General features: G+C 64.1%; 24 protein-coding genes. 11 read left to right on the plus strand and 13 right to left on the minus strand.

The genetic code is table 11. The annotated features are described in order from the left end of the window. Positions 1–53 precede the first annotated feature (53 nt). Positions 54–1,277: an MFS transporter gene (locus BMY38_RS07615; protein WP_092761514.1), complete on the plus strand. Its 1,224-nt coding sequence runs from the start codon at positions 54–56 to the stop codon at positions 1,275–1,277. Positions 1,278–1,388: 111 nt separating this feature from the next. On the opposite strand, the gene BMY38_RS07620 is transcribed toward BMY38_RS07615, so the two are convergent. From BMY38_RS07620 to BMY38_RS07635, 4 genes are all read right to left on the minus strand, one after another. After that, positions 1,389–2,660: an ABC transporter permease subunit gene (locus BMY38_RS07620; RefSeq protein ID WP_092761516.1), complete on the minus strand. Its 1,272-nt coding sequence runs from the start codon at positions 2,658–2,660 to the stop codon at positions 1,389–1,391. Position 2,661: 1 nt separating this feature from the next. Continuing rightward, a complete protein-coding gene (locus BMY38_RS07625; protein WP_092761518.1) occupies positions 2,662–3,465 on the minus strand; it encodes a taurine ABC transporter ATP-binding protein in 804 nt (267 codons plus the stop codon). A gap of 83 nt (positions 3,466–3,548) precedes the next feature. After that, on the minus strand, positions 3,549–4,550 hold the full coding sequence (locus tag BMY38_RS07630) for a taurine ABC transporter substrate-binding protein (RefSeq protein ID WP_092761520.1): 1,002 nt from the start codon (positions 4,548–4,550) through the stop codon (positions 3,549–3,551). A 59-nt stretch (positions 4,551–4,609) separates the two neighbouring features. Further along, positions 4,610–5,944 (minus strand): NAD(P)/FAD-dependent oxidoreductase, encoded by a 1,335-nt coding sequence (locus tag BMY38_RS07635; RefSeq protein ID WP_092761522.1) that lies wholly within the window; start codon positions 5,942–5,944, stop codon positions 4,610–4,612. A 222-nt stretch (positions 5,945–6,166) separates the two neighbouring features. Here BMY38_RS07635 and BMY38_RS07640 point away from each other — a divergent pair, with 222 nt between their 5' ends. Both BMY38_RS07640 and BMY38_RS07645 read left to right on the plus strand, forming a co-directional pair. After that, complete coding sequence (locus tag BMY38_RS07640; RefSeq protein WP_092761524.1) at positions 6,167–7,555, plus strand: aminotransferase family protein; 1,389 nt, start codon at positions 6,167–6,169, stop codon at positions 7,553–7,555. Between the two features lie 326 nt (positions 7,556–7,881). Further along, positions 7,882–8,379, plus strand: a complete 498-nt coding sequence (locus BMY38_RS07645) for a hypothetical protein (RefSeq protein WP_217638793.1) — start codon at positions 7,882–7,884, stop codon at positions 8,377–8,379. 187 nt (positions 8,380–8,566) lie between these two features. On the opposite strand, the gene BMY38_RS07650 is transcribed toward BMY38_RS07645, so the two are convergent. Then, complete coding sequence (locus BMY38_RS07650; protein WP_092761526.1) at positions 8,567–9,598, minus strand: NADPH-dependent curcumin/dihydrocurcumin reductase; 1,032 nt, start codon at positions 9,596–9,598, stop codon at positions 8,567–8,569. A 132-nt stretch (positions 9,599–9,730) separates the two neighbouring features. Between BMY38_RS07650 and pdxR the strand changes: the two genes are divergently transcribed. The 6 genes from pdxR to BMY38_RS07680 all read left to right on the plus strand — a co-directional run bounded on the left by pdxR (position 9,731) and on the right by BMY38_RS07680 (position 18,807). Next, positions 9,731–11,206, plus strand: coding sequence for a MocR-like pyridoxine biosynthesis transcription factor PdxR (gene pdxR / locus BMY38_RS07655; RefSeq protein WP_092761528.1), 1,476 nt, complete (start codon positions 9,731–9,733; stop codon positions 11,204–11,206). Between the two features lie 158 nt (positions 11,207–11,364). Then, on the plus strand, positions 11,365–13,143 hold the full coding sequence (gene xsc / locus BMY38_RS07660; RefSeq protein WP_092761530.1) for a sulfoacetaldehyde acetyltransferase: 1,779 nt from the start codon (positions 11,365–11,367) through the stop codon (positions 13,141–13,143). 31 nt (positions 13,144–13,174) lie between these two features. Next, positions 13,175–14,155, plus strand: coding sequence for a phosphate acetyltransferase (gene pta, locus BMY38_RS07665; protein WP_092761532.1), 981 nt, complete (start codon positions 13,175–13,177; stop codon positions 14,153–14,155). Continuing rightward, the gene (locus tag BMY38_RS07670) at positions 14,152–16,989 is read left to right on the plus strand and encodes a molybdopterin oxidoreductase family protein (protein WP_092761534.1); all 2,838 of its coding nucleotides are present in this window, start codon (positions 14,152–14,154) and stop codon (positions 16,987–16,989) included. Before pta ends, BMY38_RS07670 begins: the two co-directional genes overlap by 4 nt. Positions 16,990–17,155: 166 nt before the next feature. Further along, the gene (locus BMY38_RS07675; RefSeq protein WP_092761536.1) at positions 17,156–17,929 is read left to right on the plus strand and encodes a 4Fe-4S dicluster domain-containing protein; all 774 of its coding nucleotides are present in this window, start codon (positions 17,156–17,158) and stop codon (positions 17,927–17,929) included. Beyond that, positions 17,929–18,807, plus strand: a complete 879-nt coding sequence (locus BMY38_RS07680; protein WP_092761538.1) for a dimethyl sulfoxide reductase anchor subunit family protein — start codon at positions 17,929–17,931, stop codon at positions 18,805–18,807. The genes BMY38_RS07675 and BMY38_RS07680 overlap by 1 nt, the downstream gene beginning before the upstream one ends. A gap of 10 nt (positions 18,808–18,817) precedes the next feature. On the opposite strand, the gene BMY38_RS07685 is transcribed toward BMY38_RS07680, so the two are convergent. From BMY38_RS07685 to BMY38_RS07695, 3 genes are read right to left on the minus strand one after another with little or no spacing between them, the layout of a single operon-like run. Next, positions 18,818–20,290 carry a carboxypeptidase M32 gene (locus BMY38_RS07685; RefSeq protein WP_092761540.1) on the minus strand — a complete coding sequence of 491 codons (1,473 nt, stop codon included), beginning with the start codon at positions 20,288–20,290 and terminating at the stop codon, positions 18,818–18,820. Positions 20,291–20,294: 4 nt separating this feature from the next. Then, positions 20,295–21,425: a heme A synthase gene (gene ctaA, locus BMY38_RS07690; protein WP_092761542.1), complete on the minus strand. Its 1,131-nt coding sequence runs from the start codon at positions 21,423–21,425 to the stop codon at positions 20,295–20,297. Between the two features lie 34 nt (positions 21,426–21,459). Beyond that, positions 21,460–22,209, minus strand: a complete 750-nt coding sequence (locus BMY38_RS07695; protein ID WP_092761543.1) for an RNA methyltransferase — start codon at positions 22,207–22,209, stop codon at positions 21,460–21,462. Positions 22,210–22,331: 122 nt separating this feature from the next. Between BMY38_RS07695 and BMY38_RS07700 the strand changes: the two genes are divergently transcribed. Then, a complete protein-coding gene (locus BMY38_RS07700; protein ID WP_092761545.1) occupies positions 22,332–22,943 on the plus strand; it encodes a thiamine phosphate synthase in 612 nt (203 codons plus the stop codon). On the opposite strand, the gene olsA is transcribed toward BMY38_RS07700, so the two are convergent. The 3 genes from olsA to BMY38_RS07715 form a co-directional block, all read right to left on the minus strand. Beyond that, positions 22,921–23,778 carry a lyso-ornithine lipid O-acyltransferase gene (gene olsA / locus BMY38_RS07705; protein ID WP_092761547.1) on the minus strand — a complete coding sequence of 286 codons (858 nt, stop codon included), beginning with the start codon at positions 23,776–23,778 and terminating at the stop codon, positions 22,921–22,923. The two genes, BMY38_RS07700 and olsA, sit on opposite strands and share 23 nt — an antisense overlap. Further along, entirely contained in the window at positions 23,775–24,497 is a 723-nt protein-coding gene (locus BMY38_RS07710; protein WP_175495803.1) for a GNAT family N-acetyltransferase, read from the minus strand. The genes olsA and BMY38_RS07710 overlap by 4 nt, the downstream gene beginning before the upstream one ends. Positions 24,498–24,633: 136 nt before the next feature. Beyond that, the gene (locus BMY38_RS07715) at positions 24,634–24,834 is read right to left on the minus strand and encodes a DUF3553 domain-containing protein (protein WP_092761551.1); all 201 of its coding nucleotides are present in this window, start codon (positions 24,832–24,834) and stop codon (positions 24,634–24,636) included. A 15-nt stretch (positions 24,835–24,849) separates the two neighbouring features. Between BMY38_RS07715 and BMY38_RS07720 the strand changes: the two genes are divergently transcribed. Then, complete coding sequence (locus tag BMY38_RS07720) at positions 24,850–25,479, plus strand: histidine phosphotransferase family protein (protein ID WP_092761553.1); 630 nt, start codon at positions 24,850–24,852, stop codon at positions 25,477–25,479. On the opposite strand, the gene BMY38_RS07725 is transcribed toward BMY38_RS07720, so the two are convergent. Both BMY38_RS07725 and gmk read right to left on the minus strand, forming a co-directional pair. Beyond that, positions 25,476–25,994, minus strand: coding sequence for a gamma carbonic anhydrase family protein (locus BMY38_RS07725; protein WP_092761555.1), 519 nt, complete (start codon positions 25,992–25,994; stop codon positions 25,476–25,478). The two genes, BMY38_RS07720 and BMY38_RS07725, sit on opposite strands and share 4 nt — an antisense overlap. Next, on the minus strand, positions 25,991–26,644 hold the full coding sequence (gmk, locus tag BMY38_RS07730) for a guanylate kinase (RefSeq protein WP_092761999.1): 654 nt from the start codon (positions 26,642–26,644) through the stop codon (positions 25,991–25,993). The genes BMY38_RS07725 and gmk overlap by 4 nt, the downstream gene beginning before the upstream one ends. Between the last annotated feature and the right edge of the window lie 99 nt (positions 26,645–26,743).

The raw sequence follows: 26,743 nt of genomic DNA on the forward strand, positions 1-26,743 counted from the left end.
CTGGATACAATCCCGCGCTGGCCCCCCGTCCGACCGGCGCGTAGGTATGATCCATGACGACAGCTTCCCTGGACATCCTGCAAGACGACTCACGCGCCAAGCGCAATGTCCTCGTCCTCGTCGCGGCACAGGCGCTGCTGGGCGCGCAACTGCCGATGAACTTCATCGCGGGCGGACTGGCCGGTCTCGCTCTGGCCCCCACCCCCCTGCTCGCTACCCTGCCGATCAGCCTGATCGTCTTCGGCTCGATGACCACGGCGCCGTGGATCAGCCCGCTGATGCAGGCGCGTGGGCGCCGGTTCGGCTTTGTGCTGGGCGCGCTGGCCGGGGCCGCCGGGGCCGGGCTTGCGGTGCTGGGCCTGACGACGGGCAGCTTCGCGATCTTTCTTGCCGGGGCTTATCTGACCGGCATCTACATGAGCACTCTGGGCTTCTACCGCTTCGCTGCGACCGACACCGCCTCCGACGCATTCCGGCCCAAGGCGATCAGCTATGTCATGGCAGGCGGATTGTTGTCGGCGCTGGTCGGGCCGCAGATTGTCAAGCTGACGGGGGACGCGACCATCATCCCCTTCGTGGCCAGCTATGCCACCGTCGCCGTGATCAATCTGATCGGGTTGTGGCTGTTTTTCCTGCTGGATATTCCGACGCCTGCCAAACCGGCACTTGACGCGGCGCGCGGGCGGACACGGGGCGAATTGCTGCGCTCGCCCGCCATCGTCGTGTCGATCATCTGCGCGATGGTGGCCTATGCGCTGATGAACCTGGTGATGACCTCGACCCCGCTGGCGGTGGTCGGCTCCGGGTTCAGCACGGGCAATGCTGCCGACATCGTCTCGGCCCACGTGATCGCTATGTATGCGCCCAGCTTCTTCACCGGCCATCTGATCGCACGGTTCGGGGTGACCCGTATCGTGTCGGCGGGGCTGATCCTGCTGGCCGCCGCCGGGACGGTGGGCTTGTCCGGCGTGACCCTGCCGCATTTCTACGGCACGCTGATCCTTCTGGGGTTGGGCTGGAACTTCGGTTTCATCGGCGCGACAACCATGCTGACCGCCAGTCATTCGCCCGAGGAACGCGGCACGGTTCAGGGGATGAACGACGCGCTGGTCTTCGGCCTCGTTACGCTGGCGTCGCTGTCATCGGGCGGATTGATGAGTTCCTCCGCCGATGCCGTCAGCGGCTGGTCGGCAGTGCACTACGCGATGGTGCCGTTCCTGATGCTGGCGGGCGGTGCGCTGATCTGGCTGCGGATGACGCGCGACCGGACGGCCTAGCCTCCCGGCGGGGCGACAGGTCGGGATCGCAGGCCCGAGGTCGGGCGTTGTTCCGGCCAAGGTGTCTCCGGCCAGGAAAAGGGCGACCCGAAAGCCGCCCCGATCCGATCCTCAGCTGCGCCCTTTCCAGGGCACCAGCCAGTCCTCGGCCTTGCGCATCAGGATATCGATGCTGAACCCGATGACACCGATCAGGATGATGCCCATGACCACGATATAGGTCTGCTGGAACTTGGACGCCGTGGTGATCATCATGCCCGCACCGACATTCGCGGCCACCAGCTCGGCGGCGACCACCGTGCCCCAGCAGACGCCCATCGCAACCCGCGCCGCGGTAAAGATTTCCGGCAGGGAATTCGGGATGATGACGTGCCGCAGGATCTGCCATTTCGATGCCCCCAGCGAATAGGCCGCGTGCACCTTGCTGATGTTCACGCCCGACACCCCTGCCCGCGCGCCGATCGCCATGATCCAGAGCGCGGCCAGGAACAGCAGGACGACCTTGCCGGTCTCGTTGATGCCGAACCAGATGATGACCAGCGGGATCAGCGCCAGCGGCGGCACCGGGCGCATGAACTCGACGATCGGGTCGAACCAGCCCCGGAACCAGTTCGACAGGCCCATCGCATAGCCCAGCGGAATGCCCACGATCGCGCCCAGCACGAACCCGGCCAGCACCCGGAACAGAGACCAGCCCAGATGCTCCAGCAAGGTAAAGTTGCGATAGCCGTCCCGTGAGACTTCGATCAGCGCCTCGACCACCCGTTCGGGCGACGGCAGATAGAGCGGCTGCATCTGGAAGCCCCGGTCGGGTACGAAGTTCATGCCGCCCCTTGCGTTCATCGAAATGCGGCCGTTGTCCGTCTGGACCGCTTGGTTGGCATCGATGGGTTCGCCATTGATCGCGATGATCATATAGCCTTCCTCATCTCCGCCGATGTCATTGGCTGTCATAGGGATGATCTTGGAGCGGTACAGCCCGATCCGCGCGACATCGTTCTTGGCGAATCCGTCGCCCGGCTCGACCACCGGATCGTCGACGGCGGCGCCCACTTCGTGGACCCGCACGGTGACGGTCGCATCGTCGGTCGCACCGGTCGCGTTCTGCGCCGTATAGGTGAACGTCGTGTCCCCTTGAAACGGTCCCGGCACATGGATCGGCGACAGCTTGGAGCCGGTGAACGCCCCCCAGATCAGGAACAGCACCACCACCGAGATGACCGAAGCCCAGCGGTTGGGCCGTACGGCGGTTTCGTCGCCGAAGGTCACCGTCTTGAGCGAGGTGAAATCCTTGCGCCTCGTGCGGGCGGTGATGGCATTTACCAACAGCATCGAGATGACGAAGAGAGCGGCATAGACCGCGATGATCAAAAATCCGGTCATATCAGGCGTCCTCCGTCCGGCCCATGATTTCCTCTTCCATTTCCCAGATCATGGAGAGGATCTCTTCGCGCCTTTGCCCGAATTCGGGATGTTTCTTCACTTCGCGAAGGTCCTGCGCAACGCCCATTTCCGCGAACGGCAGGCGATATTCCTTGTGGATGCGACCCGGTCTCGGGGCCATGACCAGCAGGCGCTCGCCCAGAAGCAGCGCCTCCTCGACCGAGTGGGTGATCAGGATGATCGTCTTGCCGGTCTCTTTCCACAGCTTCAGGACAAGGCCCTGCATCTTCTCGCGGGTCAGCGCGTCCAGTGCGCCCAGCGGCTCGTCCATCAGGATGACATCGGGATCGTTCGCAAGACAGCGGGCCAGAGCCACGCGCTGCTGCATTCCGCCCGACAATTCATAGATCGCCTTGTCCTTGAAGTCCTTCAGGCCGGTGATTTCCAGCAGCCGGTCGGCACTTTCCCGACGCTCGGCCACGGGCGTGCCGCGCATGCGCGGACCGAACTCCACGTTCTCGCGCACGTTCATCCACTCGAACAGGGCACCTTGCTGAAACACCATTCCACGCTCGGCGTCGGGGCCTTTGACCTCGTGGCCGTTCAGGATGACCTTGCCATCGGTCGGGGCCAGAAACCCCGCCACGATATTCAGAAGCGTGGTCTTGCCGCAGCCCGATGGCCCCAGCACGCTCATCAATTCGCCGCTTTGCAGGTTGAGCGATACATCCTCAAGCGCCTGAACATAGGACCCGTTGGGCAGGTCGAAGCGCATGGAAAGGTTCTCTATCGACAATCCGTTCATTCGTCGTCCCCCGTTCCGGGCCGCTCTGTGGGGCCCTTTGTCGTGTCCGGGGGCGGCAACGCAAGGCCGCCCCCGAAGGCGTTTTACATGCTGCTTGCGTCGGTCAGCGGACCGGTGTTGACCGTATCCTCATAGCTGTCCAGCGCGGCGGGGATGGAGCCAGCCTCGACGAAGACGTCGGCAACACCCTTCATGAAGGTCGCCGCGTTCCCGCCAAGCCAGGCTTCGGAAAGCTGCTGCTCGATGGTCGGGAAGGTGAAGCCGGTAAGATCGCTGCGCGCGGTCTCCAGTTCCTGACCGGATTCCTTGGCGATCACCTCCAGCATCTCCTCGGACTGGTTCGCTGCCCACTCGGCATTGGCATCCGCCGTCACCTTGACGAACTTGGCCGCCATTTCTGGGTTCTCTGCAATGAACTCGGCCGGGGCGGAGGTCACGTCGAACACCAGAATGCCCAGCTCTTCCTTTTCGGCACCGGTCAGCAGGACGTTGCCCGATTCCTTCATCCGCGAAAGGCCACCGCCGTAACCGCAGGCGAAGTCCACATCGCCCTGCGCCAAGGCAGCGGACCCGGTCGGGGGATCCATGTCAACAATATCGAGCGTCGAAATATCGACGCCGAAGTAATCCATCTGCCGAAGGAAACCATAGTGCGCGGCGGTGCCCAACGGGACGGCAACTTTCTTTCCTGCCAGGTCGCCGGCATTGTCCTTGGTGATCTGCAGGTCCGAGCGTACGACGCAGTTATCGTTCTCCGAGTAGGACACTGCGACGTCGATGATCTGCAGGTTCTGACCGGCCGAGACTGCGACGACGAAGGGAGGAACACCTTGGCTGACAGACATCTGCACATCGCCGGAAGCCATGGCGGCGCTCATCGCGGTGCCGGTCTCGAAGCTGACCCATTTGACCGGAACGCCCAGTGCCTCGTCATAGGAACCGTCGGCCTTGGCCGCCAGCATCGGCATCGGCCATTCCAGGAAATAACCGACCGTGATCTCGTCGAGATGGGCGTCGGCCATGGCGGCCTGACCGGACATCAGCGCGGCGGCTGCGGTCATGGTTGCGAGAGTGAACTTTTTCATTGGTAGTACTCCGAGTTGTTGACGGCGCGGTTCGTCCGCCCCTTCGTTGACCCACCCTGTCAGGCGGGATCCGTATTGGGTATCGACCGGGACCCGGCGGCGGCACCGGTCCTGCGACCCATTTCCAGTTGGTCGCGGATTCGCAGATAACACAAGGCCAAGGGCGACCCTGCGGACTGGATTTCGCGAAAAGCATAAGGTTTCATCGGCGTGATCGGGAAAACGAGGCTGTCAGCAGGCGCCCCCAGCGCCCGCCGCGCCATCTCGCGCCCCATCAGATGCGACATCGCAACGCCGCGTCCGTTGTAACCCAGACCGGCGATCACGCCCGGCTGGGGTTCGTGCATATGAGGAACGCGGTCCTGCGTCAGCGCGATCTGCCCGCCCCAGCGATATTTCCATGTCACGCCGCGCAGCGCCGGGAACAGACGCGGCACGTCCTGTAACATCCACGAATACCCGCGCCGTCCCATGCCCGGAAGCGTATAGCCGATGCCACCGAAGACGAACTGGCCACCGGGCTCGCGCCGCGAATACATGATCAGACGGCGGGTGTCGGAAATCGTATGCCCCTCGGGCAGCAGCTCGGCCAGCACGTCGTCAGGCAGAGGCTCCGTCGCGATCTGGATCGAGGTGAACGGCAGGATCGTGCGTCGCAACCCCGGCTGCGTCCCGTCGGTATACCCGTTGGTGGCCAGCACCACCTGACTGGCCCGCACACGGTGCGCGCCCACCGAAAGCGTCCAGATGCCGTCGGCGCGGGTCATACCGGTCACGCGGCTCTGCGTCGCGATGCGCGCTCCTGCGCGGGCTGCGGCGCGGGCCAGACCGCGCACCAGCGACAGCGGCTGCACCGCGCCGCCCTTCGGCGCCATGACCGCGCCCAGATAGCCGCGTGCGCCGGTCTTGCGGCGCGTCTCCCCGGCATCCATGAATTCGAACCCGGCCCCGAAAGAATTCCACAGCCTCGCATTGTGCCGCGCGACCCTGGCGGCAGACGCACAATGTTCCGCCCGGATCCAGCCGTGCTGCCGCGCCTCGCAGTCGATATTTTCAGTGCGGATCAGTTCGAACAGATCGTCCGCCGATGCCAGCGACGCCGCTGTCATCCGCTCGAAATAGGTATCGCCGACCGCGTCGCGCAGGTGTTCGGGCTTTGCCACGGGCAGCATCGGGTTTACCTGGCCGCCGCTGCGCCCGGACGCCCCCTGCCCGATCTGCCCGCCTTCGATAACCTGAACGTCCGTCCCGGCATGAGCCAGATCCAGCGCAGTCCGCAGTCCGGTAAAGCCTCCGCCGATCACGACCACGTCACAGGTCACGTCCCCTGCAATCGGATCGTAATGATCCACCGGGGTGCCAGTAACTGTCCAAAAGGCGGTTTTGGTTACCATTCTCTCCCTCTCGGACGCAGAATCGAGACCTCCCGTCTCATCCCGCGTGCGGCGACCCTAGGGATGGCATTCCGTATCTCCAACCCAGTCGTCAGTCTGGACATAGGACCACACCCTCACTGGCCCTATCGGTTGGCCTGATTCTGGTGCCCTTGTTATATCATGTTAAAGACAATCGCGGCGCCGGGCCTCCGTGCGCGCTTACCGGGAGGATCTGAAATCATGGATAACATTACCCCCAACGACATGACCGCCATCGTCGAGGCGGACCGCGCCCACGTCTGGCACCATCTTCTGCCCCACAAGCCGCTTGAAACCAACGACCCGCGAATCATCGTCGAGGGCAAGGGGATGCGCGTCTGGGACCAGAAGGGCAAAGAGCATCTGGACGCCGTGTCCGGCGGCGTCTGGACCGTCAACGTCGGCTATGGCCGCGTGGAAATCGCCGATGCCGTCCGCGACCAGCTGGTCAAGATGAACTATTTCGCGCAATCCGCCGGATCGATCCCCGGGTCGCAGTTCGCCGAAAAGCTGATGACCAAGATGCCGGGCCTGACGCGGCTGTATTATGCCAACTCGGGGTCCGAGGCCAACGAGAAGGCCTTCAAGATGGTCCGCCAGATTTCGGCGCGCCATCACGGCGGCAAGAAATACAAGATCCTGTACCGCGACCGCGACTATCACGGCACGACCATCGCCTGCCTGTCGGCGGGCGGCCAGCAGGAACGCAACGCGCAATACGGACCCTATACGCCCGGTTTTGTCGCCGTCCCCCACTGCCTTGAATATCGCAAGGCCGATCAGGGCTGGGGCGACGTCGAGGATTACGGCCGCCGCGCCGCCGATGCCATCGAGGAAGTCATCCTGCGCGAAGGCCCCGACACCGTCGGCGCGCTCTGCCTGGAGCCGATCACGGCAGGTGGCGGCGTCATCGTCCCGCCCAAGGGATACTGGGAGCGGGTGCAGGAGATTGTCGAGAAATACGACCTGCTACTGCATATCGACGAAGTGGTCTGCGGCGTCGGGCGCACCGGCACATGGTTCGGGTATCAGCACTACGGCGTGAAGCCCGATTTCGTGACGATGGCCAAGGGCGTCGCCTCGGGCTACGCGGCGATTTCGTGCTGCGTAACGTCCGAGAAAGTCTTCGAGATGTTCAAGGACGACCCGTCCGACCCGATGCACTACTTCCGCGACATCTCGACGTTCGGCGGCTGCACGGCGGGTCCGGCGGCGGCGCTGGCCAATATGAAGATCATCGAGGACGAGGACCTGCTCGCCAACTGCACCAGGATGGGTGACTACATGCTGGACCAGTTGCATGCGATGGCCGACCGCCACGCGGTCATCGGTCAGGCCCGCGGCAAGGGGTTGTTCGTGGGTGCCGAACTGGTGGCGGACCGCGACACCCGCGCGCCCGCCGACGAAAAGCAGGTGCAGGCCGTCGTGGCCGATTGCATGCAGCAGGGCGTCATCATCGGCGCGACCAACCGCAGCGTTCCGGGGCATAACAACACGCTATGCTTCTCGCCCGCGCTGATTGCCACCAAGGACGACATCGACAACATTCTGGAGGCTGTCGACGGCGCCTTGGGCCGCGTTTTCGGCTGATCTTGCACAGGCCCCGTCCGGGTCATCCGGGCGGGCACGCCTTTCGTGCGAAACGTCCGCGTGATCCATGCTGAACAAACTGAACAGGTCAGGGTGGTCGGTGACGAACGCGGTATGGCTGTCGACATGGATGAATGACAACGCTGGCTCAATCTTTCCCCGATCCTGCAGTCTGCCCCTCAAGAAACAAATTGCCCGTATCGATGTCAGATCCATCCTCCCTCGCACCCGAATGTCATCGACCGTGACGGACCGTGCTTTGACTAAAGCTCCGCCGCCGGTGAAAAGGTTCTAGCCCTAGAATGTTTTCCCATGGAGATCACATGATGAACGTACTGAAAACGGTTGGCCTGACCGCCATGGCGACGATGATACTTCTGTCTCCTGCCAATGCTGAACCCGTGTCAGTGCAGGCCGTGATGGTGCCGCAGGAAACCATCCGAATGGATTTCGGGGATGGCAGCAATCGTTTCGTCCTGATGGTTCGCCGAGAAGGCGAATCGGAAGGCACAGGCGCGCTTGCCAATGCATCTGTGTCCGAATTCGGCTGGCATGATATCGATCCGCCAAATGGCGGCGATCCCCGCGGCTACCTTCAGTTCACAACCGATAACGGCGACGTTGCGAATATCAAATTCACCGTAAGAGCGGTCTTCATAAACGACGGTGACAAGCCGCGTTTGGCCGACTACGGCTTCTGGGAGCTTGTTTCGGGCACCGGCCAATTCGCGTCGATGACGGGGGTCGGCACGCTGACCATCAAGTCGGCATCCGAGACGGATCGCCTGTTCTCACTGGAAGGCGAACTGGGTCCGCGCCCCTGAAGTCGCATCGCAGGCGTAGCGGCTGACCGACGTCAGCCGCTGCATCCTGATCATGGCCGCATCGCGGAACATCGGTCGGTCTGGACCGAAGCGTTCGTTCGCCATCCCGCCGTCCATCAGGCACCGCCCGTATCATCTTGGCGCGGCAGCAGCGACGCGACCGTCACAGTCGCGCGCGCCCCTCGCCTCAGCCGACCTTCACCACCATCTTTCCGAAGTTCCGCCCCTCCAGCAGATCGTTCAGCGCGCCCGGCGCCGCCTCAAGCCCTTCGATCACCTGCTCCTGATATTTGACGCGGCCCTCCTTCAGCCAGCCGGTCATGTCGCTGACGAATTCCATCTGCGCCGATTTCGGGAAGCTGTCGAAGATGATGAACCCCTCCATCTTGACCTTCTGCCGCAGGATCGTGCCCATTATCTGCGGCCCGTGGTCCGGGCCGTCGGGCAGGCCGGTCTCGTTGTACCAGGCCACCATGCCGCAGACCGGCACCCGCGCGAACGGGTTCAGCAACGGCAGCACCGCATACAGGACGCGCCCGCCCACGTTCTCGAAGTAGACGTCGATGCCGTCGGGACAGGCCGCCTTCAGCTGCGCCTCGAAATCGTCGGCCCGGTGGTCGATGCAGGCGTCGAAGCCCAGCGTATCGACCACATGCGCGCATTTTTCAGCCCCGCCCGCGATGCCGACGACACGGCACCCCTTGATGCGCGCGATCTGCCCGACCGTCGCGCCCACCGGGCCGGAGGCGGCGGCGACCACGACGGTTTCGCCCGCCTTCGGTTCGCCGATCCGCAAAAGTCCTGCATGCGCAGTATATCCGGGCATCCCCAGAATCCCCAGCGCCCAGGACGGATGTTCGGGCGATGGTCCCAGGTTCAGCACCTGCGTCCCGTCCGACAGCGCATAATCCTGCCAGCCGCTGCCCGCCAACACGTGATCCCCCGGCGCGAATTCCTCAAGGTTCGATGCCACCACCTGCGCCACGACCTGTCCGGTCATCACGCCTCCGATCGGCACCGGCTCGGCATAGGATTTCGCGTCGCTCATGCGCCCGCGCATATAGGGGTCCAGCGACAGATAGATCGTCCGCAACAGCATCTCGCCGGGTCCGGGGTCCGGCACGGGCGCGGTTTCGAGCCGCAGCGTCTCGTTGTCCGGCAGGCCCTCGGGCCGGTTGGCAAGGACGACGCGGCGGTTCGTGTCTGGTGTCTGGGGCATGATCGTCTTCCGGTCTGTTTACAGGTCTACTCCCCAGACCATCTGCCACGACGGGCGTCAAACCGGACACCGCGATCCAGCCGAAATCCGCCCCACTATTCAGTCCAGTCATCCGGCGCTATAGGTCCAGACATGGCCATTGCCGTCGAACAGTTCTTCCTCGATCCCGCACACCGCGGCACCCTTCAGCGTCAACTGCAGGAGATCGTGACAGGTGCCATCCTCGCCGGTCGCTTCCGGCCCGGCGACCGGATGCCGTCGTCCCGCGGGCTGGCCCGGCATCTGGGCATCAGCCGTATCACCGTCACGCTGGCCTATACCGAACTGGTGGCGAACGATTACCTGTCGTCGCGCGGTCGGTCGGGTTATTTCGTGTCCGAGAGCGCCCCGCGCCCGCCCAGCTTTCCGACGCAGACCCCCTCGGAATCGCGCGTCGACTGGTCGCGCGTGCTGGGTCAGCGGTTTCCGCCCGCCACGATCCTGACCCGGCCCGAAGACTGGCGGCGCTACCGCTATCCGTTCATCTACGGCCAGGCCGACGCCCGACTGTTCGATCACCAGAACTGGCGCAAATGTGCCTTGCAGGCCCTGGGCGCCCGCGATTTCGCCGCGATGACCGAAGACAGCTATGGCCGCGACGATCCGCACCTGATCGAGCAGATCATCCGCAACATCCTGCCGCGCCGGGGCATCGTCGCGACCCCGGCCGAGGTGCTGGTGACGATGGGCGCGCAGAATGCGCTGTGGATGCTGGCGCAGGTCTTGCTGACGCAGCGCCGCACGGCGGCAATGGAATTCCCCTGCTACCCTGCCCTGCGCGAAATCCTGCGGCAGGCACGCTGCAATACGCTGGAGGTGGCGGTCGATGGCCACGGTCTGCCGCCCGACGATGTGCCGCCCACAACCGACGTCGTCTTCGTCACGCCATCACACCATTGCCCGACCTCCGCGACGATGCCCGTGGCCCGGCGGCGCGAATTGCTGGCGCGCGCCGAACAGGATGATTTCCTGATCGTCGAGGATGATTACGAATTCGAACTGGCGTTCACCGCCTCCCCGTCACCCGCGCTCAAGTCGCTGGATCGGGGCGGCCGCGTGGCCTATATCGGCAGCTTCGCCAAGTCGCTGTTTCCGGGCCTGCGCCTTGGCTACATCGTCGCACCCGAGCCTTTGATCCGCGAACTTCGCACCCTGCGATCGCTGCTGGTGCGCCACGTTCCGGGCCACATGCAACGTGCGACGGCCTATTTTCTGGCGCAGGGGCATTACGACGCGCAGGTCCACAAGATGGCGCGCGCCTACCGCGAACGCCGCGCCGTGGCCGAAGTCTCGATCCAGTCCAACGGGCTGAGCATCGCCGGTGCCAGCAGCTTCGGCGGATCGTCGTTCTGGATGGAGGCCCCGCCCGGAATCCAGTCGGCGGCCCTGGCGGAACGGCTGCGCCAGCGGCAGGTGCTGATCGAACCGGCGGCGGCCTTCTTCGGCGACGGGCGCGACCCGGGCACGCATTACCGGCTGGCCTATTCGTCGATTTCGGTGGCCGACATACCCGAAGGAATCCGCCGCGTGGCCGAAGAATGTGCGGCGATGGCGCGGGGGGCGGCCTGATGGCTATGGGACAAGCCGTTCCAAGCTTGCAACTGGCCCTAGGCTGCAGGCCTTGCTGGCCCTATCGAAGCCTTGACCGGAAGCCTAATGTTACGGCAAGTATAAGACAAATCGAGACTTAGAGTCTCATTTTTGATATCCAGCGGGAGGAGAGACCCATGAAGATGACCACCGAGGAAGCCTTCGTAAAGACCCTGCAAATGCACGGCATCCGGCATGCGTTCGGCATCATCGGGTCGGCCATGATGCCGATTTCGGACATCTTCCCCAAGGCCGGGATCACCTTCTGGGACTGTGCCCACGAAGGCTCCGCAGGCATGATGGCCGACGGATATACCCGCGCGACCGGCGAAATGTCGATGATGATCGCCCAGAACGGCCCCGGAATCACCAACTTCGTGACGGCCGTCAAGACCGCCTACTGGAACCATACACCGCTGCTGCTGGTAACGCCGCAGGCCGCTAACAAAACCATCGGTCAGGGCGGCTTCCAGGAAGTCGAACAGATGAAACTGTTCGAGGACATGGTCGCCTATCAGGAAGAGGTCCGCGACCCCTCGCGCATTGCCGAGACGCTGAACCGCGTCATCATGGAGGCCAAGCGCGCCTCCGGTCCCGCCCAGATCAACATTCCTCGCGATTTCTGGACCCAGGTCATCGACATCGACCTGCCGATGATCGTCGATTTCGAACTGCCCTCGGGCGGCGAACAGGCGATGAAACGAGCCGCCGATCTGCTGTCGCAGGCCAGGAACCCGGTCATCCTGAACGGTGCGGGCGTCGTCCTGTCCGAAGGCGGTATCGCCGCGTCGATGGCTCTGGCCGAACGCCTCGATGCGCCGGTCTGCGTCGGCTATCAGCACAACGACGCCTTCCCCGGATCGCACCCTCTCTTTGCCGGACCGCTGGGCTATAACGGCTCCAAGGCCGGGATGGAGCTGATTTCCGAGGCCGATGTCGTTCTCTGCCTCGGCACCCGTCTGAACCCGTTCTCGACCCTGCCGGGCTATGGCATGGATTACTGGCCGAGGGACGCCAAGATCATCCAGGTCGACATCAACCCGTCGCGCATCGGTCTGACCAAGAAGGTCACCGTGGGCATCGTCGCCGATGCCGCCAAGGCCGCCAACGGCATCCTCGCCCAACTGTCCGATACGGCGGGCGACGCAGGCCGCGCCGAGCGCAAGTCGAAGATCGCCCAGACCAAATCGGCCTGGAAACAGCAGCTTTCCTCGATGGATCACGAGGAGGACGATCCCGGCACCACCTGGAACGAACGTGCCCGCGAGGCGCGTCCCGACTGGATGTCGCCGCGTCAGGCGTGGCGCGCCATCCAGTCCGCCTTGCCGCGCAACGCGATCATCTCGTCTGACATCGGCAACAACTGCGCCATCGGCAACGCCTATCCCGACTTCGACGCTGGGCGGAAATACCTTGCCCCCGGACTGTTCGGTCCCTGCGGCTACGGCCTGCCGTCCATCGTCGGCGCCAAGATCGGCTGTCCCGACGTGCCGGTCGTGGGGTTTGCCGGCGACGGTGCCTTCGGCATCGCGGTCAACGAACTGACCGCCATCGGTCGCGAGGAATGGCCCGCCGTCACGCAGATCGTCTTCCGCAATTATCAGTGGGGCGCGGAGAAGCGGAACTCGACTCTCTGGTTCGACGACAACTTCGTCGGCACGGAACTGGATATGAAGGTGTCCTACGCCGGTATCGCTCAGGCCTGCGGTCTCAAGGGTGTGCAGGTTCGCACCATGGACGAATTGACCACCGCGCTGGACACCGCGATCAAGGATCAGATGGACAACAACGAGACCACGCTGATCGAGGTCATCCTCAACCAGGAGCTGGGCGACCCTTTCCGGCGCGATGCCATGAAAAAGCCCGTGCGTGTGGCGGGCATCGACAAGAACGACATGAACGTCGCGGCGGAGTGATCTGTTACAAAACGATAAGCGGAGCGGCGACATGACCTCGCCGCTCCTCGCCCTGCGCGACATGGCCCGGGCCGCATGCCATCATATCGTCCTGCCGGAAGGCACCGATCCTCGCGTCGTCGAGGCCGCAGGCCGCGCCGTGGCCGACGGTCTGGCGCGGGTCACGCTGCTGGCTCCGGCGGACACCGATACGCCCGATGGCGTCACCCTGCGCGACCCGGCCACGGCCGATACCGACGCCATGATCGCCGCCTATATGGAGGCCCGCGCCAAGCGTCACCCGACGCCCGAGGATGCCGCGCAGGCGGTCACCGACCCCCTGATCCACGCCGCTCTCATGGTCCGGACGGGCCTGGCCGACGGCACCGTCGGCGGTGCGGTCGCCATCACGTCTGACACCGTGCGCGCCGCGCTCCAGATGATCGGCACGGCCCCCGGTGCCCCGCTCGTCTCCAGCTTCTTCCTCATGGTCCTGCCCGACACGCATGCCACGCGCCCCGGCACGGGCCTGATCTTCTCGGACTGCGGCCTCGTCATCGACCCGGACGCCATCCAACTCGCCGCCATCGCGCATCAGGCCGCCGCCAGCGCCCGCGCCCTGCTCGGCACCGAACCGAAAGTCGCCATGCTGTCCTTTTCCACCAAGGGCAGCGCACACCACATGGCCGTCAACAAGGTCACGGAAGCACTTGAAATCGCGCGCAAGACCGCGACATTCCCCATCGACGGCGAGCTTCAGTTCGACGCCGCCTTCGACGTCGGGGTGGCCGCATCCAAAGCCCCCGGCAGCCCTGTCGCGGGTCAGGCCAACGTGCTGATCTTTCCGAATCTCGACGCGGGCAACATCGGATACAAGATCGCGCAGCGGATCGGCGGGGCGACTGCCATCGGCCCGGTCCTTCAAGGTCTCGCCAAACCCGCCAACGACCTGTCGCGGGGTTGCACCGCCGACGATATCATCGACATGATCGCGGTCACCTCCGCCCAGATCGATCAAGGGAAAAGCACATGAACCAACCGGTCCTGAACCTCTCCCCCAAGGTCTCCGACGAGGTGCGCAAGACGACCTGCTACATGTGCGCCTGCCGCTGCGGCATCGACGTCCACATGAAGAATCAGCCCGACGGCACCCAGAAGGTCGCCTATATCGAGGGCAACCGCGACCATCCCGTGAACCGCGGCGTCCTCTGCGCCAAGGGCAGCGCCGGGATCATGCAGCACAACGCCCCCTCCCGCCTGCGCGCCCCGATGAAGCGCACGGGCGAACGCGGCAGCGGCAATTTCGAGGAAATCTCCTGGGACGAGGCCTACGCCATCGCCGAATCCTGGCTCCGCCCGATCCGCGAAACAAATCCCGAAAAGCTGGCTTTCTTCACCGGACGCGACCAGTCGCAGTCCTTCACAAGCTGGTGGGCGCAGGCCTTCGGCACCCCCAACTACGCGGCGCACGGTGGCTTCTGCTCGGTCAACATGGCCGCCGGCGGCATCTACACCATGGGCGGCGCGTTCTGGGAATTCGGCCAGCCCGACTGGGACCGCACCAAGCTTTTCATCCTGTTCGGCGTCGCCGAGGACCATGACAGCAACCCGATCAAGATGGGCATCGGCAAGGCCAAGGCGAACGGCGCGAAAATCGTCGGCGTGAACCCGGTCCGCTCGGGCTATAACGCGGTCGCCGACGACTGGTTCGGCATCACGCCGGGCACCGATGGCCTGCTGATCCTGTCGCTGGTGCATTGCCTGATGAAGGCAGGCAAGATCGACCTCGAATACCTGCGCGACTTCACCGACGCCCCCGTCCTGATCGACGCCGATCCCGACAGCCAAACCCACGGCCTCGCGCTCCTCGATGACGACGGCCACAAGCTTGTCTGGGACCGCGCCGAGCAACGCGCCCGTTGTTATGACGCCGACGACGTGGCACCCGACCTGACCGGCATTTGGGAAATCGACGGGCACAAGCATCGCACCGTCTTTCAGCACATGGCCGACAAATACCTCGACGCGCAATATGCCCCCGAGGCCGTTGCCGAGCGCGTCGGCATTCCCGCCGGGCGCATCCGCGCGCTGGCCAGCGAAATCGCCCGCGTGGCTTTCGACGAGGCCATCGAGATCGACCGTCAATGGACCGACTTCCGCGGTCGCACCCACCAGACAATGAAGGGCCGCCCGGTCAGTTTCCACGCCATGCGCGGCATCAGCGCGCATGCCAACGGGTTCCAGACCTGCCGCGCGCTCCACCTCCTGCAGATCATCATCGGCAGCGTCGAGACTCCCGGCGGGTTCCGCATGAAGCCGCCCTACCCCAAGCCCGCGACCGCGCACCCGAAGCCGCACAGCAAGGTCACCCCCGGTGCCCCGCTCGACGGCCCGCACCTGGGCTTTGTCCATGGCCCTGCGGATCTTGCGCTAAAACCCGACGGCTCCCCCGCGCGCATCGACAAGGCCTTCACCTGGGAAAACCCGATGTCTGCGCATGGCATGATGCACATGGTCATCTCGAACGCACACGCGGGCGACCCGTACAAGATCGACACGTTGTTCATGTACATGGCGAACATGGCGTGGAATTCGTCGATGAATACCACCGGCACCATGAAGATGCTGGCCGACAAGGACGCGAATGGCGACTACGTCATCCCGCACATCATCTATTCCGATGCCTATTCGTCCGAAATGGTGGCCTTTGCCGACCTGATCCTGCCCGACACGACATACCTTGAACGCCACGACTGCATCTCGCTGCTGGACCGCCCGATCTGCGAGGCCGAGGCCGCCGCCGATGCCATCCGCTGGCCCGTGGTCGAGCCGGACCGCGACGTCAAGGGCTTCCAGTCCGCGCTCGTCGATCTGGGTGCGCGGCTGGGTCTGCCGGGGTTCGTCCGGGACGACGGCAGTCCGAAGTTCGCCGATTATGCCGACTACATCGTCAGCCACGAACGCCGCCCCGGTGTCGGCCCCCTCATGGGTTGGCGAGGCAACGGTGACGAAACGGGACGCGGCGCACCGAACCCGGCACAACTCGACCGATATATCGAGAACGGCGGCTTCTGCGTCGCCCACATCCCGGACGAGGCGCAATTCTACAAACCGTGGAACAAGGCCTATCAGGACTGGGCGGTGGAAATCGGCCTGTTCGACAAACCCGCGCCTTATATTTTCACGCTCTGGTGTGAACCGCTCCGCCGGTTCCAGCTTGCTGCCGAAGGCCACGGCGACCGCCAACCGCCGGATCACCTGCGCGAGCGTATCAAGGCGACCATGGACCCGCTGCCGATCTGGTATCCGGTCGACGGCGCGGATCGCTGCGGTGACACCGATGAATTTACCGTTCACGCCCTGACGCAGCGTCCCATGGCGATGTATCATTCCTGGGGCAGCCAGAACGCCTGGCTGCGGCAGATTCACGGGCGCAACCCGATGTATCTGCCGACCGAAATCTGGGAAAAGCACGGCTTTGCCGATGACAGCTGGGCGCGCATCACCTCGCCGCATGGCGACATCACCGTGCCAGTCGCGCACATGCCCGCGCTGAACCACAACACGATCTGGACGTGGAATGCGATCGGCAAGCGCAAGGGAGCCTGGGCGTTGCACGACAACGCACCGGAGACCAACAAGGGGTTTCTGCTGAACCATCTGATCCACGAATTGCTGCCCCCGAAACAGGACGGCATGCGCTGGTCGAACTCCGACCCGATCACCGGACAGGCCGCGTGGTTCGACCTGAAGGTCAAGATCGAGAAAGTCGCCGCCCCCGCCGATCTGAAATCGGAACCTGACGCCGGGTCGCAGGTCAGCCCTGTAGGCAAAGGCCCCGACGAACTGGAGTGGGTCGTCAAATGAGCGCACAGATCGGCAACTCCGCTGGGCAATCGGTGCGCCCAGTGACGTCATACGCAGATAATACTGCGGTATGCACCGCCGTAATACTTCCGATCCCACGCCTTCCTCTTTCCCGAAATATCCCCGCCGGAGGCATCCAACCTCTCAACCCGGAGGCCCCGACGACATGACCGCACTCCCCGCCACGACCGCCAGGAAACTCGGCCTCGTCATCGACCTCGACACCTGCGTCGGCTGTCATGCCTGCGTCACCGCCTGCAAAGGCTGGAACACTCAGAATTACGGCGCGCCGCTCTCGGACCAGGACGCCTACGGCGATGCCTCAGGCACATTTCTGAACCGCATCCACAGCTTTCAGGTTCAGCCGGAACCTGTGAACGACGTCCCGCAACTTGCTCAAACGACACACTTTCCGAAATCTTGCCTGCATTGCGAAGACGCGCCCTGTGTCACGGTCTGCCCCACCGGGGCAAGCTATAAGCGCGCCGAAGACGGCATCGTTCTGGTCAACGAAGATGCCTGCATGGGGTGCGGATTATGCGCCTGGGCCTGCCCGTATGGCGCGCGGGAAATGGATCAGGCCGCGGGTGTCATGAAGAAATGCACCCTCTGCGTCGACCGTATCTACAATGAAAACCTTGAAGAAATCGACCGGCAACCCGCCTGTGTCCGAACCTGTCCCGCAGGCGCGCGGCACTTCGGCGACCTGGCCGATCCGGATAGTCACGTGTCGAAACTGGTGGCCGAGCGCGGCGGTCTCGACCTGATGCCGGAACAGGGAACAAAGCCCGTAAATCAGTATCTTCCGCCCCGTCCCCGCGACACGATCCAGCCCGTGATGTCGGGCGACGAGGATATCCTCGCCCCCTTTCTCGCCCCCGTCGCCGAAGAGCCGAAGGGCTTTCTCGCCTGGGTCGACCGCGCGCTGGAGAAGCTCTGATGCAACCCGCCCCCTCCGTCATAATCTTCTCGACACTTTCGGGCGCGGGCTTCGGCCTGCTGTTCTTCCTCGGCATCGGCTTTCCCGTCGTCTCGGGCGGCGTCGCGTTCGTTTTCTACCTGATCGCCTTCGGTCTGGCCGTCGGCGGCTTGCTGGCGTCGGTTTTTCACCTTGGAAACAAGAAGAACGCGTGGAAAAGCTTCAGCCAGTGGCGCACGTCCTGGCTGTCGCGCGAAGGCTGGTTCGCGGTTGTCGGGCTGCTGGTGATGGGGCTTTATGCTTTCCTTCAGGTGTTCTTCGACACGACGGTTTTCACGCTCGGTTTCACCGGCGCGGCCCTGTCCCTGGCCACCGTTTTCGCCACTTCGATGATTTATGCCCAGCTCAGGACCATTCCCCGCTGGAACCAGCCCGCCACACCCGGCTTCTTTCTGTCGGCGTCCCTCGCAGGTGGCGCGCTGTTGTCGGGCAACGTCACAACGGCCGTTATCTTCCTGATAATCCTCGGGGCCATCACCGTGTTTCACTGGTGGAAAGGCGACCAGCGCTTTGCCGAAGCCGGATCGACCATCGAGACCGCGACACAGCTCAAGGGCCGCGTCAGCCTCTGGGAAAAGCCGCATACCGGGCAGAACTACCTGACGCATGAAATGATTTTCCATGTCGCCCGCAAACACGCCGTCAAGCTGCGCGTGATTGCCATCCTGGCCATGTCGGTCGTGCCTGTCGTGCTTCTGGTCCTGTTCCCCGTCCATCATGTGCTGGCTGCAATTGCAGTGCTGTCGTATCTGGCCGGGGTTTTCGTCCAGCGCTGGCTGTTCTTCGCCGAGGCAGAGCACGTCGTGGGCCTGTATTACGGCGCCCACGCCCGCGCATGATCATGACCGATCAGGGATAGAGGTCGCCGAATTTCGCTTCCAGATAGGTCAGCAGCGGCTCTGCCGACAGGGCCTCGCCGGTGGCGTGTTCGATGGCCTCTCGTGGCGGGCGCAGGGCGCCGAACTGCTGCAGGTTCTTCCGCATCCAGCCGGTCGCCGCCGACGGGTCGCCGCGCGCCAGATCGGTATCCAGATCAGGGATGTCGCGCCGTGCGGCCGCCATCAGGCAGCCTGCGAACAGGTTGCCCAGAGAATAGGTCGGGAAGTATCCCATCAGCCCGACCGACCAGTGCACATCCTGCATGAACCCGTTCGACGGAACGTCGACGGCCACGCCGAAGTCCGACAGGAACCGGTCGTTCCAGGCCGTCTCCAGATCGCCGACCTCCATCTCACCCAGGATCAGCGAGCGCTCCAGATCGAAGCGCAGCATGATGTGCAGGTTATAGTTCACTTCGTCCGCTTCGGTGCGGATAAATCCTGACCCGACAGCATTGACGGCGCGGTAGAAATCCCGCTCCGACCCGACACCTATATCGCCGAACACATCGCGCATCCGGCCATAGAGCCAGCCGCAATAGGCCTCGGACCGGCCCATCTGGTTTTCGTAGCTGCGCGACTGGCTTTCATGCACGCCCATCGACACGCCGCGTCCGATCGGGGTCAGCAGATGTGTGGCATCCACGCCCTGTTCATAGGTGGCGTGCCCGACTTCGTGGATCGCGGAATAGATGCAGTTGAACGGATCATCCTCGTCGACGCGCGTGGTGATCCGCACGTCCAGACCACTGCCCGAGCTGAAGGGATGGACCGCCAGATCCAGCCGTCCGCGCGTGAAATCATACCCGAACGCCGTCGCGATTTCACGCGACAAGGCCATCTGATTGGCCTGTGGAAAATGACCGGACAGGGTCGGTGCCTCTTCGGCCGCCAGTGCCCGCTCGCGGATCGCGAGCAGCCGAGGGCGCATCGCGTCGAACATGGTGGCCATATCGGCGGCGTTCCCGCCCGGCTCGTAATCCTGCATCAGCGCGTCGTAGGCATCCATGTTCGTGCCGACGGCCAGCGCTGCCCCCTCCTCGCGGCGCAGGCGGACCACTTCGGCCAGCACCGGCAGGAAGGCGGCAGTATCCTCGGCGGCACGAGCAGAGGCCCAATGCCCCTGCGCCAGCGAGGTGACGCGCGCCAGTTCCGAAGCCAGATTCGCAGGCACCTTGAGATTTCGGTGATAGCTGCGCCGCAGCTCCCTCAGGTTGGCGTCCCCGGCAGCGTCCGGGGCATGCGCCTCGTCCAGCCAGTCCCCCAGACGCGGGTCGGTGCGGCGCGCATGCAGCACCTCTTCCAGCGCGGCCATTTCCTCGGCGCGCTGCGGAGCGGAGCCGCGCGGCATCACCGTTTCCTGATCCCAACCGGTCCGGCCAGCGACCTGTCCCAGAGCTTCGGTCGTGCGCTGGAACGCCATCAGATCGTCGTATGCGGGCATCGGGTCAGGTCCTGACGGATTGGGGCAAGGGATATTTCGCGCGGTGCCGCGCGCGCACTGTCAGGCAGATCAGCAGGACGGCCCCGAACTGGTGCAGGATCGCCAGATACCAGGGGCTGGAATACATCACCGTTACGATGCCCAGCAGCATCTGAACGGAGGCCATCGCCAATACCCCGCCAAAGGCCACCGACGTCTTGAAATTCGCCGACTGCCGCGCCCGCCACCAGACGGCGAGGATGACGACGAACAGGACATAGCCTGTCAATCGGTGGAAGAACTGCACGGTGCCGTCGTTTTCGAACAGGTTGCGCCAGACCGGCTGCAACTCCCACATGCCAGGTGGGGTGAAGCCCCCGGCCATCAGTGGCCAGTCGGTGTAATTGCGACCTGCGTCGATGCCCGCGACCAGCGCGCCCAGCAGAATCTGCAGCCCCGTCAGTCCGATCAGCCAGCTGGCTGCGCGTTTCAGCCGCGGTTCCGACAGGCGACGGGCCTGGATCAGCGCGCCCGCTGGTCGCGACAGCGACAGCAGGAACCACGCGATCAGCGACAGCAGCGCGAAGGCCCCGCCCAGATGTGCCGCCAGACGATAGGATGCGACGTCCAGCATCGACCCCTGCAGCCCGCTCGACACCATCCACCAACCGATCGCACCTTGCACCCCGACACCGGCCCCCACGATCACCAGCCGCCCTGTCCAGCCCGGCGGAATGCGTTTCGTCAGCAACAGGCCGAAAAAGCCCAGTGCCCAGATGACGCCGATCACCCGACCCAGTTGCCGGTGACCCCATTCCCACCAATAGATGGACTGAAACTCCGACAGGCTCATCCCCTTGTTCTGAAGCTGATATTCGGGAATGGCGCGGTATTTTTCGAACTCCACATCCCAGGCTTCGGCGGTCAGGGGCGGCACGGTTCCGGCCACCAAGTCCCATTCCGTGATCGACAGGCCGGAGTCGGTCAGCCGCGTCATGCCGCCGACCGGAATGATGGCCAGAACCAGGACGAACAGCAAGATCAGCCATGCGCGCACGGCCCTGCGCGACCCGCGCCTGCCTGCGTCGATTCCACCGGTTGCCGCAGCCGGGCGCGTCGTCGTCGCGACCTCTTCGAATATCGGGCGTTTTGCCATGCTGTTCCCCTCGTCTGGGTGCTGACCTAGACCGTCAGCCCCGGTCTTTCCAGCGCACCATCTGTCGCATCATGCCGTGAAATATCTGCACGTCCGCACGGGTAAGCGGCAACCGCGACCACAGGTTCCGCAGGTGCAGCTTCATCGCCGGGGCCCTGGCATCGGGCCAGAAGAACCCGGCCTGGTCCAACCGCTCCTCGAAATGCACTGACAGCGCGTCCATTTCGGCGTGGGTGGCCCAGTCAGTTCCGGCCAGTTCGACCTCCATCGCGGGCGGCATATCGTCCGAGCGACGCCATTCGTAGCCCATCAACAGCACGCATTGGGCCAGGTTGAGCGAGGCGAAGTCGGGGTTCGTCGGGACCGAGACGATGGCGTTGGCCAGTACGATGTCGTCGTTCTCCAGCCCGGTGCGTTCCGGTCCGAACAGCACGGCAACCTTTTCACCCCTCGCACCGCGCTTGCGCGCCTCGGCCATTGCGGCCTCGGGCGTGAACACCGGCTTGGTCAGATCGCGGTTGCGCGCCGTGGTCGCGAAGACGAACGTGCAGTCTGCCACCGCCGCTTCGGTCGTGTCGCAGATCATCGCGTCATCCAGAAGCCGTCCTGCCCCGCTGGCCAAGGCCACAGCCCGTTCGTTCGGCCATCCGTCGCGGGGGGCGGTCACGCGCATATGCTCCAACCCGAAGTTCAGCATGGACCGCGCGGCGGCGCCGATATTCTCGCCCATTTGCGGGCGGATCAGGACGAAGGCAGGGCGCGGGTCGGGGGCGGGTTCGGACATGCCCGGCGCCTACCCCGCCTGCCCGGCACGCGCAACGGCGGATGCGGCCGAACGCACGCTGCGACCCGCTTGTCCTTGCATCCACGCATGGGGTAGGTCCGGCGCAGCCAAGGGAATGCACGATGACTGACATGCCGCAACTTTATCTCGTGACTCCGCCCGAAATCGATGCCGGGTTCGAGGCACGCCTGTCCGCCGTTCTCGATGCCCATGCAATTGTCTGCCTGCGTCTCGACCTTGCCACGCGGGACGAGGACCGCATCACACGCGCCGCCGATCTGTGTCGCGACGTCGCGCATCGCTACGACGTGCCGCTGATCGTCACCGACCATGCCGCACTGGTCGACCGTCTGGGTCTGGACGGTGTGCATCTGTCCGACCCGAGATCCCTGCGTAAACTACGGACCGACTGGGGCCCGGACCCCATCATCGGGGCGTATTGCGGCACTTCGCGTCACGACGGGATGCTCGCCGGCGAAGCCGGAGCGGATTACGTTGCCTTCGGACCCGCCGGAATTGCGTCGTTGGGCACGGGCGAACGTGCCGAGGTCGAATTGTTCGAATGGTGGTCGCAGATGATCGAACTTCCCGTCGTGGCCGAGGGCGCGCTAGACCCCGCCACGATCGAGGCGCTGGCACAGGCAACCGATTTCATCGCCCTGGGCGAGGAGATCTGGTCCACCGATGACCCCGCCGCCGCCTTGACGCGGCTTACCGCACCGTTTCGGAATTGACCGGCGAAATCGTTTCGGAAAAAGCCGCTTCGAACCCTGCGCGCACCGCCGCCTCGGCCGCCCGTGCCAGTGCCTTGCGGTCGGGGTAATCGGTGACGGTCAACGGCGCATGGTAAATCACTTCGACCATGCCATGCCGCGGGGCCGACAGCATCGCCAGCAGATGCGCGCCGAAGCTCTGATCGCCCCACCAGCCGTAGAATGTGACCGGCGCGCCAGCGGGCGCATGATAAGCCAGGGTGACTGGCTGCACCTTCATGTCGTCGGGCAAGTCGGTCGAATGGAAGGCCGCGAATAATGTCGTCTTGAACGGCAACACGCGTCGCCCGTCGGTGCTGGTTCCTTCGGGGAAGAACAAGAGACGATGCCGAAGGCGCAAACGTTCCTCGAATACGATCTGCTGCGCGCGCGCATCGCGCCGGTCACGGCGGATGAAAACCGTGCCCGTGGCTCGCGCCAGCCAGCCGATACCCGGCCAGCCCGCGACTTCGGATTTCGATACAAAGTAAACCCGTTTCGATGCGTTGAGTGCAAATATATCAAGCCAGGATGCATGGTTCGATACCACCGCTCCGGTGCCGTGCATCACCGACCCCCGCACATCGCGCCGCATCCCAAGGATAACGAAGGCAGCCTTGCAGACGCCCTGTGTAATCCATGGCGTCACAGGGCGGCGCATTCCGAATGCCGGTCGCTCGATCAGGCGCACCGTGAGAAGTAAAAACAACCCGCCGAACACAATGCCGCCCAATGCGCCCCCACGCAGGACGGTGCGCAACCAGCCAAGCGGACCGGGCGTCACCACGGGCGGTTGCGGCGCGTCGTCCCAGATCATCGCGGCAGTCCGGGCAACGCGACACGCGACAGATCGAGGACCATGCAGACGTCGACGGTATTGAACGCCCGGTCGATATAGGCCCCGTCCCCGACCTGCGCGCCCGCCCGAAGATAGGTCTTGATCAGCGCGGGCACGCCCGCCATGGCCGACCGGGGCGCTTCACCCTCGATGACGACCGCGCCATCCCCATGTGCGACCGGCCGCAGGCTTTCCGGGGCCAGCGCCGCGTGTCGCAGACGGCGCAAGCCGGGCAGATGGCGGGTCAGGTCGGCCCCTGGAAAGGAAGCTGTGCCGACTGCAAATGCAATGTCATGACTGTGAAGAACGTTTAGCAAGCCTTTGAAAAGAATAAATCCTGCCATTCCATTACGATAGGCAGGATGCAGGCAGGCCCGCCCGGCCTCGGCAAGCGGGCGCCCGGCGGATTTGAGCGCCGACAGATCGAATTCCTGTTCGGTATAAGCGGTGCCCAGTCCAACGCGGAGTGTCGCGACGACGCCTGCGGCGGGGTCCGCCGGATCACGCAGAATGACGTGATCGCAATCGGCATCGAAGTCATCGCCCTCCAGCCCCTCGCCCGCCAGACCACCGGCAACCGGACCACCGGCGGTCGGAACCGCACCCAGTTCCTCGACGAAGACAGCATGTCGCAGGCGTCTGGCCTCCCGGATCGCATCGGGATCGCGGGTGACGGTCAGGGTCAGTCCGGGCTGCATGACCGGCTGATTAGGCCCCGGCCCGCCCACGCGCAAGCGGCGAAATCCCGAGTCCGGGCCGGGGCAGACGACAGGGCGTAAAGACTCTGGTAACCATTTGCTGCAAGACAAGAGACTGATGAGCGTCCGGTCGGGTCTATCGACCGGACGCCCCCCCCTGATCGAAGACGGGCTGCAAGATGACGCGTTTACCATCCAGAACCTGTTTGCCGACATGTTCGAAGTTCACGGTGATACGGCTGTCGATACAGGATTGCACCTGTCCCAGCCCCCAGTCGGGCTGGGCCGGGTTCCGCACCAGCATGCCGGGTTCGAGAAAGGAGTTGGGGTCAGTCATGAACGGGGCCTGCGCATGAGGGATTCTGTGGATCAGGACATGTTCGATACTGCGGAGGGACCTGATCTTCTGGCCCTGCTTGGATCGCGGCTTTGCCACGACCTCGTCAACCCCATCGGAGCGATCGGCAATGGGCTGGAACTGCTCGAGATGACCGACGGCGATGGCATCGAGGAGATGGCGCTGATCCGCGCGTCACTGACCGCCGCGATGGCGCGGATCCGGTTTTTCCGGTTCGCCTTCGGGGCCGGGGCTGATAATGCGCAGGTGCCCGCCCGCGAAATTCGCGAGGCGCTGGAAGAGATGTATGGCACCACCCGCACCAGAATTCTGTGGCGTGACGAGGAAACCCGCCCCCGGTCCGAAATCCGTCTGGCCTGCCTGGCGCTCAATTGCATCGAGGTGGCGACACCCTGGGGAGCGCAGATCGAAGTAACGCGCAATAACGCGGCCTGGGTGCTGCATGTCGACGCCAAGCGCCTGAAGATCGACGAGACGCTGTGGCAGTGTCTGGGTCGCGGCGATCTGCCCGCCGATCTGAAAGGGTCCGAAGTGCAGTTCGGCATCCTTGCCCGCGCTTCACGCCGGTTGCGCCGTCCGGTTTCGGTCAGCGCCGACGATTCCCACCTTAGCCTGATCGTCTAGCGCGCCTTCAGGCCCTTGCGGAACCGTGCCGCATTCGCACTGTAACCCTGCGCCGAAAGCAGCAGCTTATCACGGGCTGCGGCATCCAGTTCCCGCACCACCTTGCCCGGTGCGCCCATGACGAGGCTGCCATCGGGAATGACCTTGCCTTCGGTGATGAGCGCCCCGGCACCGATCAGACAGCCCGCGCCGATCACCGCGCCATTCAGCACCGTCGCACCCATACCGATCAGCGACCCGTCCCCGATGGTGCAGCCGTGCAGCATCGCCTTGTGCCCCACCGTCACATCAGCCCCGACGGTCAGCGGAAACCCCATATCTGTATGCAACACGCAGTTTTCCTGCACATTTGACCGCTCACCCACGACAATAGGTTCGTTGTCACCGCGCAACGTGCTGCCGAACCAGACGCTTGAGCCTTCGGCCAGCGTTACATTGCCGATGACATTCGCATTTGGAGCGACCCAGGCATCGTCGGCCAGGATTGGTGTCACGCCGTCCAATTCATAGATCATGTCGAGGCCCTTTCCCGAAATTCATTGTTCAGCGCGCGGGTAAAACCCGTCAGCCAGGGTTGCCGGTCCCGCCGCAAACGCTCCGCCGCCAGAATGGTCCGCAGCCGCGTTTCGCAGGCATCCGGATCATCGTTGACCAACACATAGTCGTATTCCGCCCAATGACTGATCTCCGCTTCGGACTTCGCCATCCGGTCTTCGATAACATCGTCGCTGTCCTGCCCGCGTTGGCGCAACCGGCGTTCCAGTTCAGCGATGGAGGGCGGCAGGATGAAAATGGACACCACGTCCCGACCCATCGACGAATTCCGGATCTGTTGTCCGCCCTGCCAGTCAATATCGAAGATCACGTCGCGCCCCGCCGCCAGCGCCGTCTCGACCGGCGCGCGGGGGCTGCCGTAATGGTTGCCAAAGACCTCGGCATGTTCCAGCATTTCGCCGTCCAAAACCATCTGGCCAAAGGTCTCGCGGCTGCGGAAATAATAATGCTGACCCTCGACTTCGCCGTCGCGCGGCAGTCGCGTGGTGGCTGAAACCGAAAACGTCAGGCTTGTGTCCCAGGCCATGAGTCGCTGCGCCATCGTCGATTTTCCTGCGCCGGACGGGCTGGACAGGATAATCGCCAGGCCGCGTCGCGTGCCCTGGTCCATGCTGCGTCGTTCCATTCTCCCCCCGCGTTCCGGGTGCTTCGGGACGGTCCCGTTACCCAAATCCTGCCGAGGGCCTAGCCTCTCGGATTTCGTGCGGCA

This window comes from Jannaschia helgolandensis (assembly GCF_900109285.1).
GTDB classification, from domain to species: domain Bacteria; phylum Pseudomonadota; class Alphaproteobacteria; order Rhodobacterales; family Rhodobacteraceae; genus Jannaschia; species Jannaschia helgolandensis.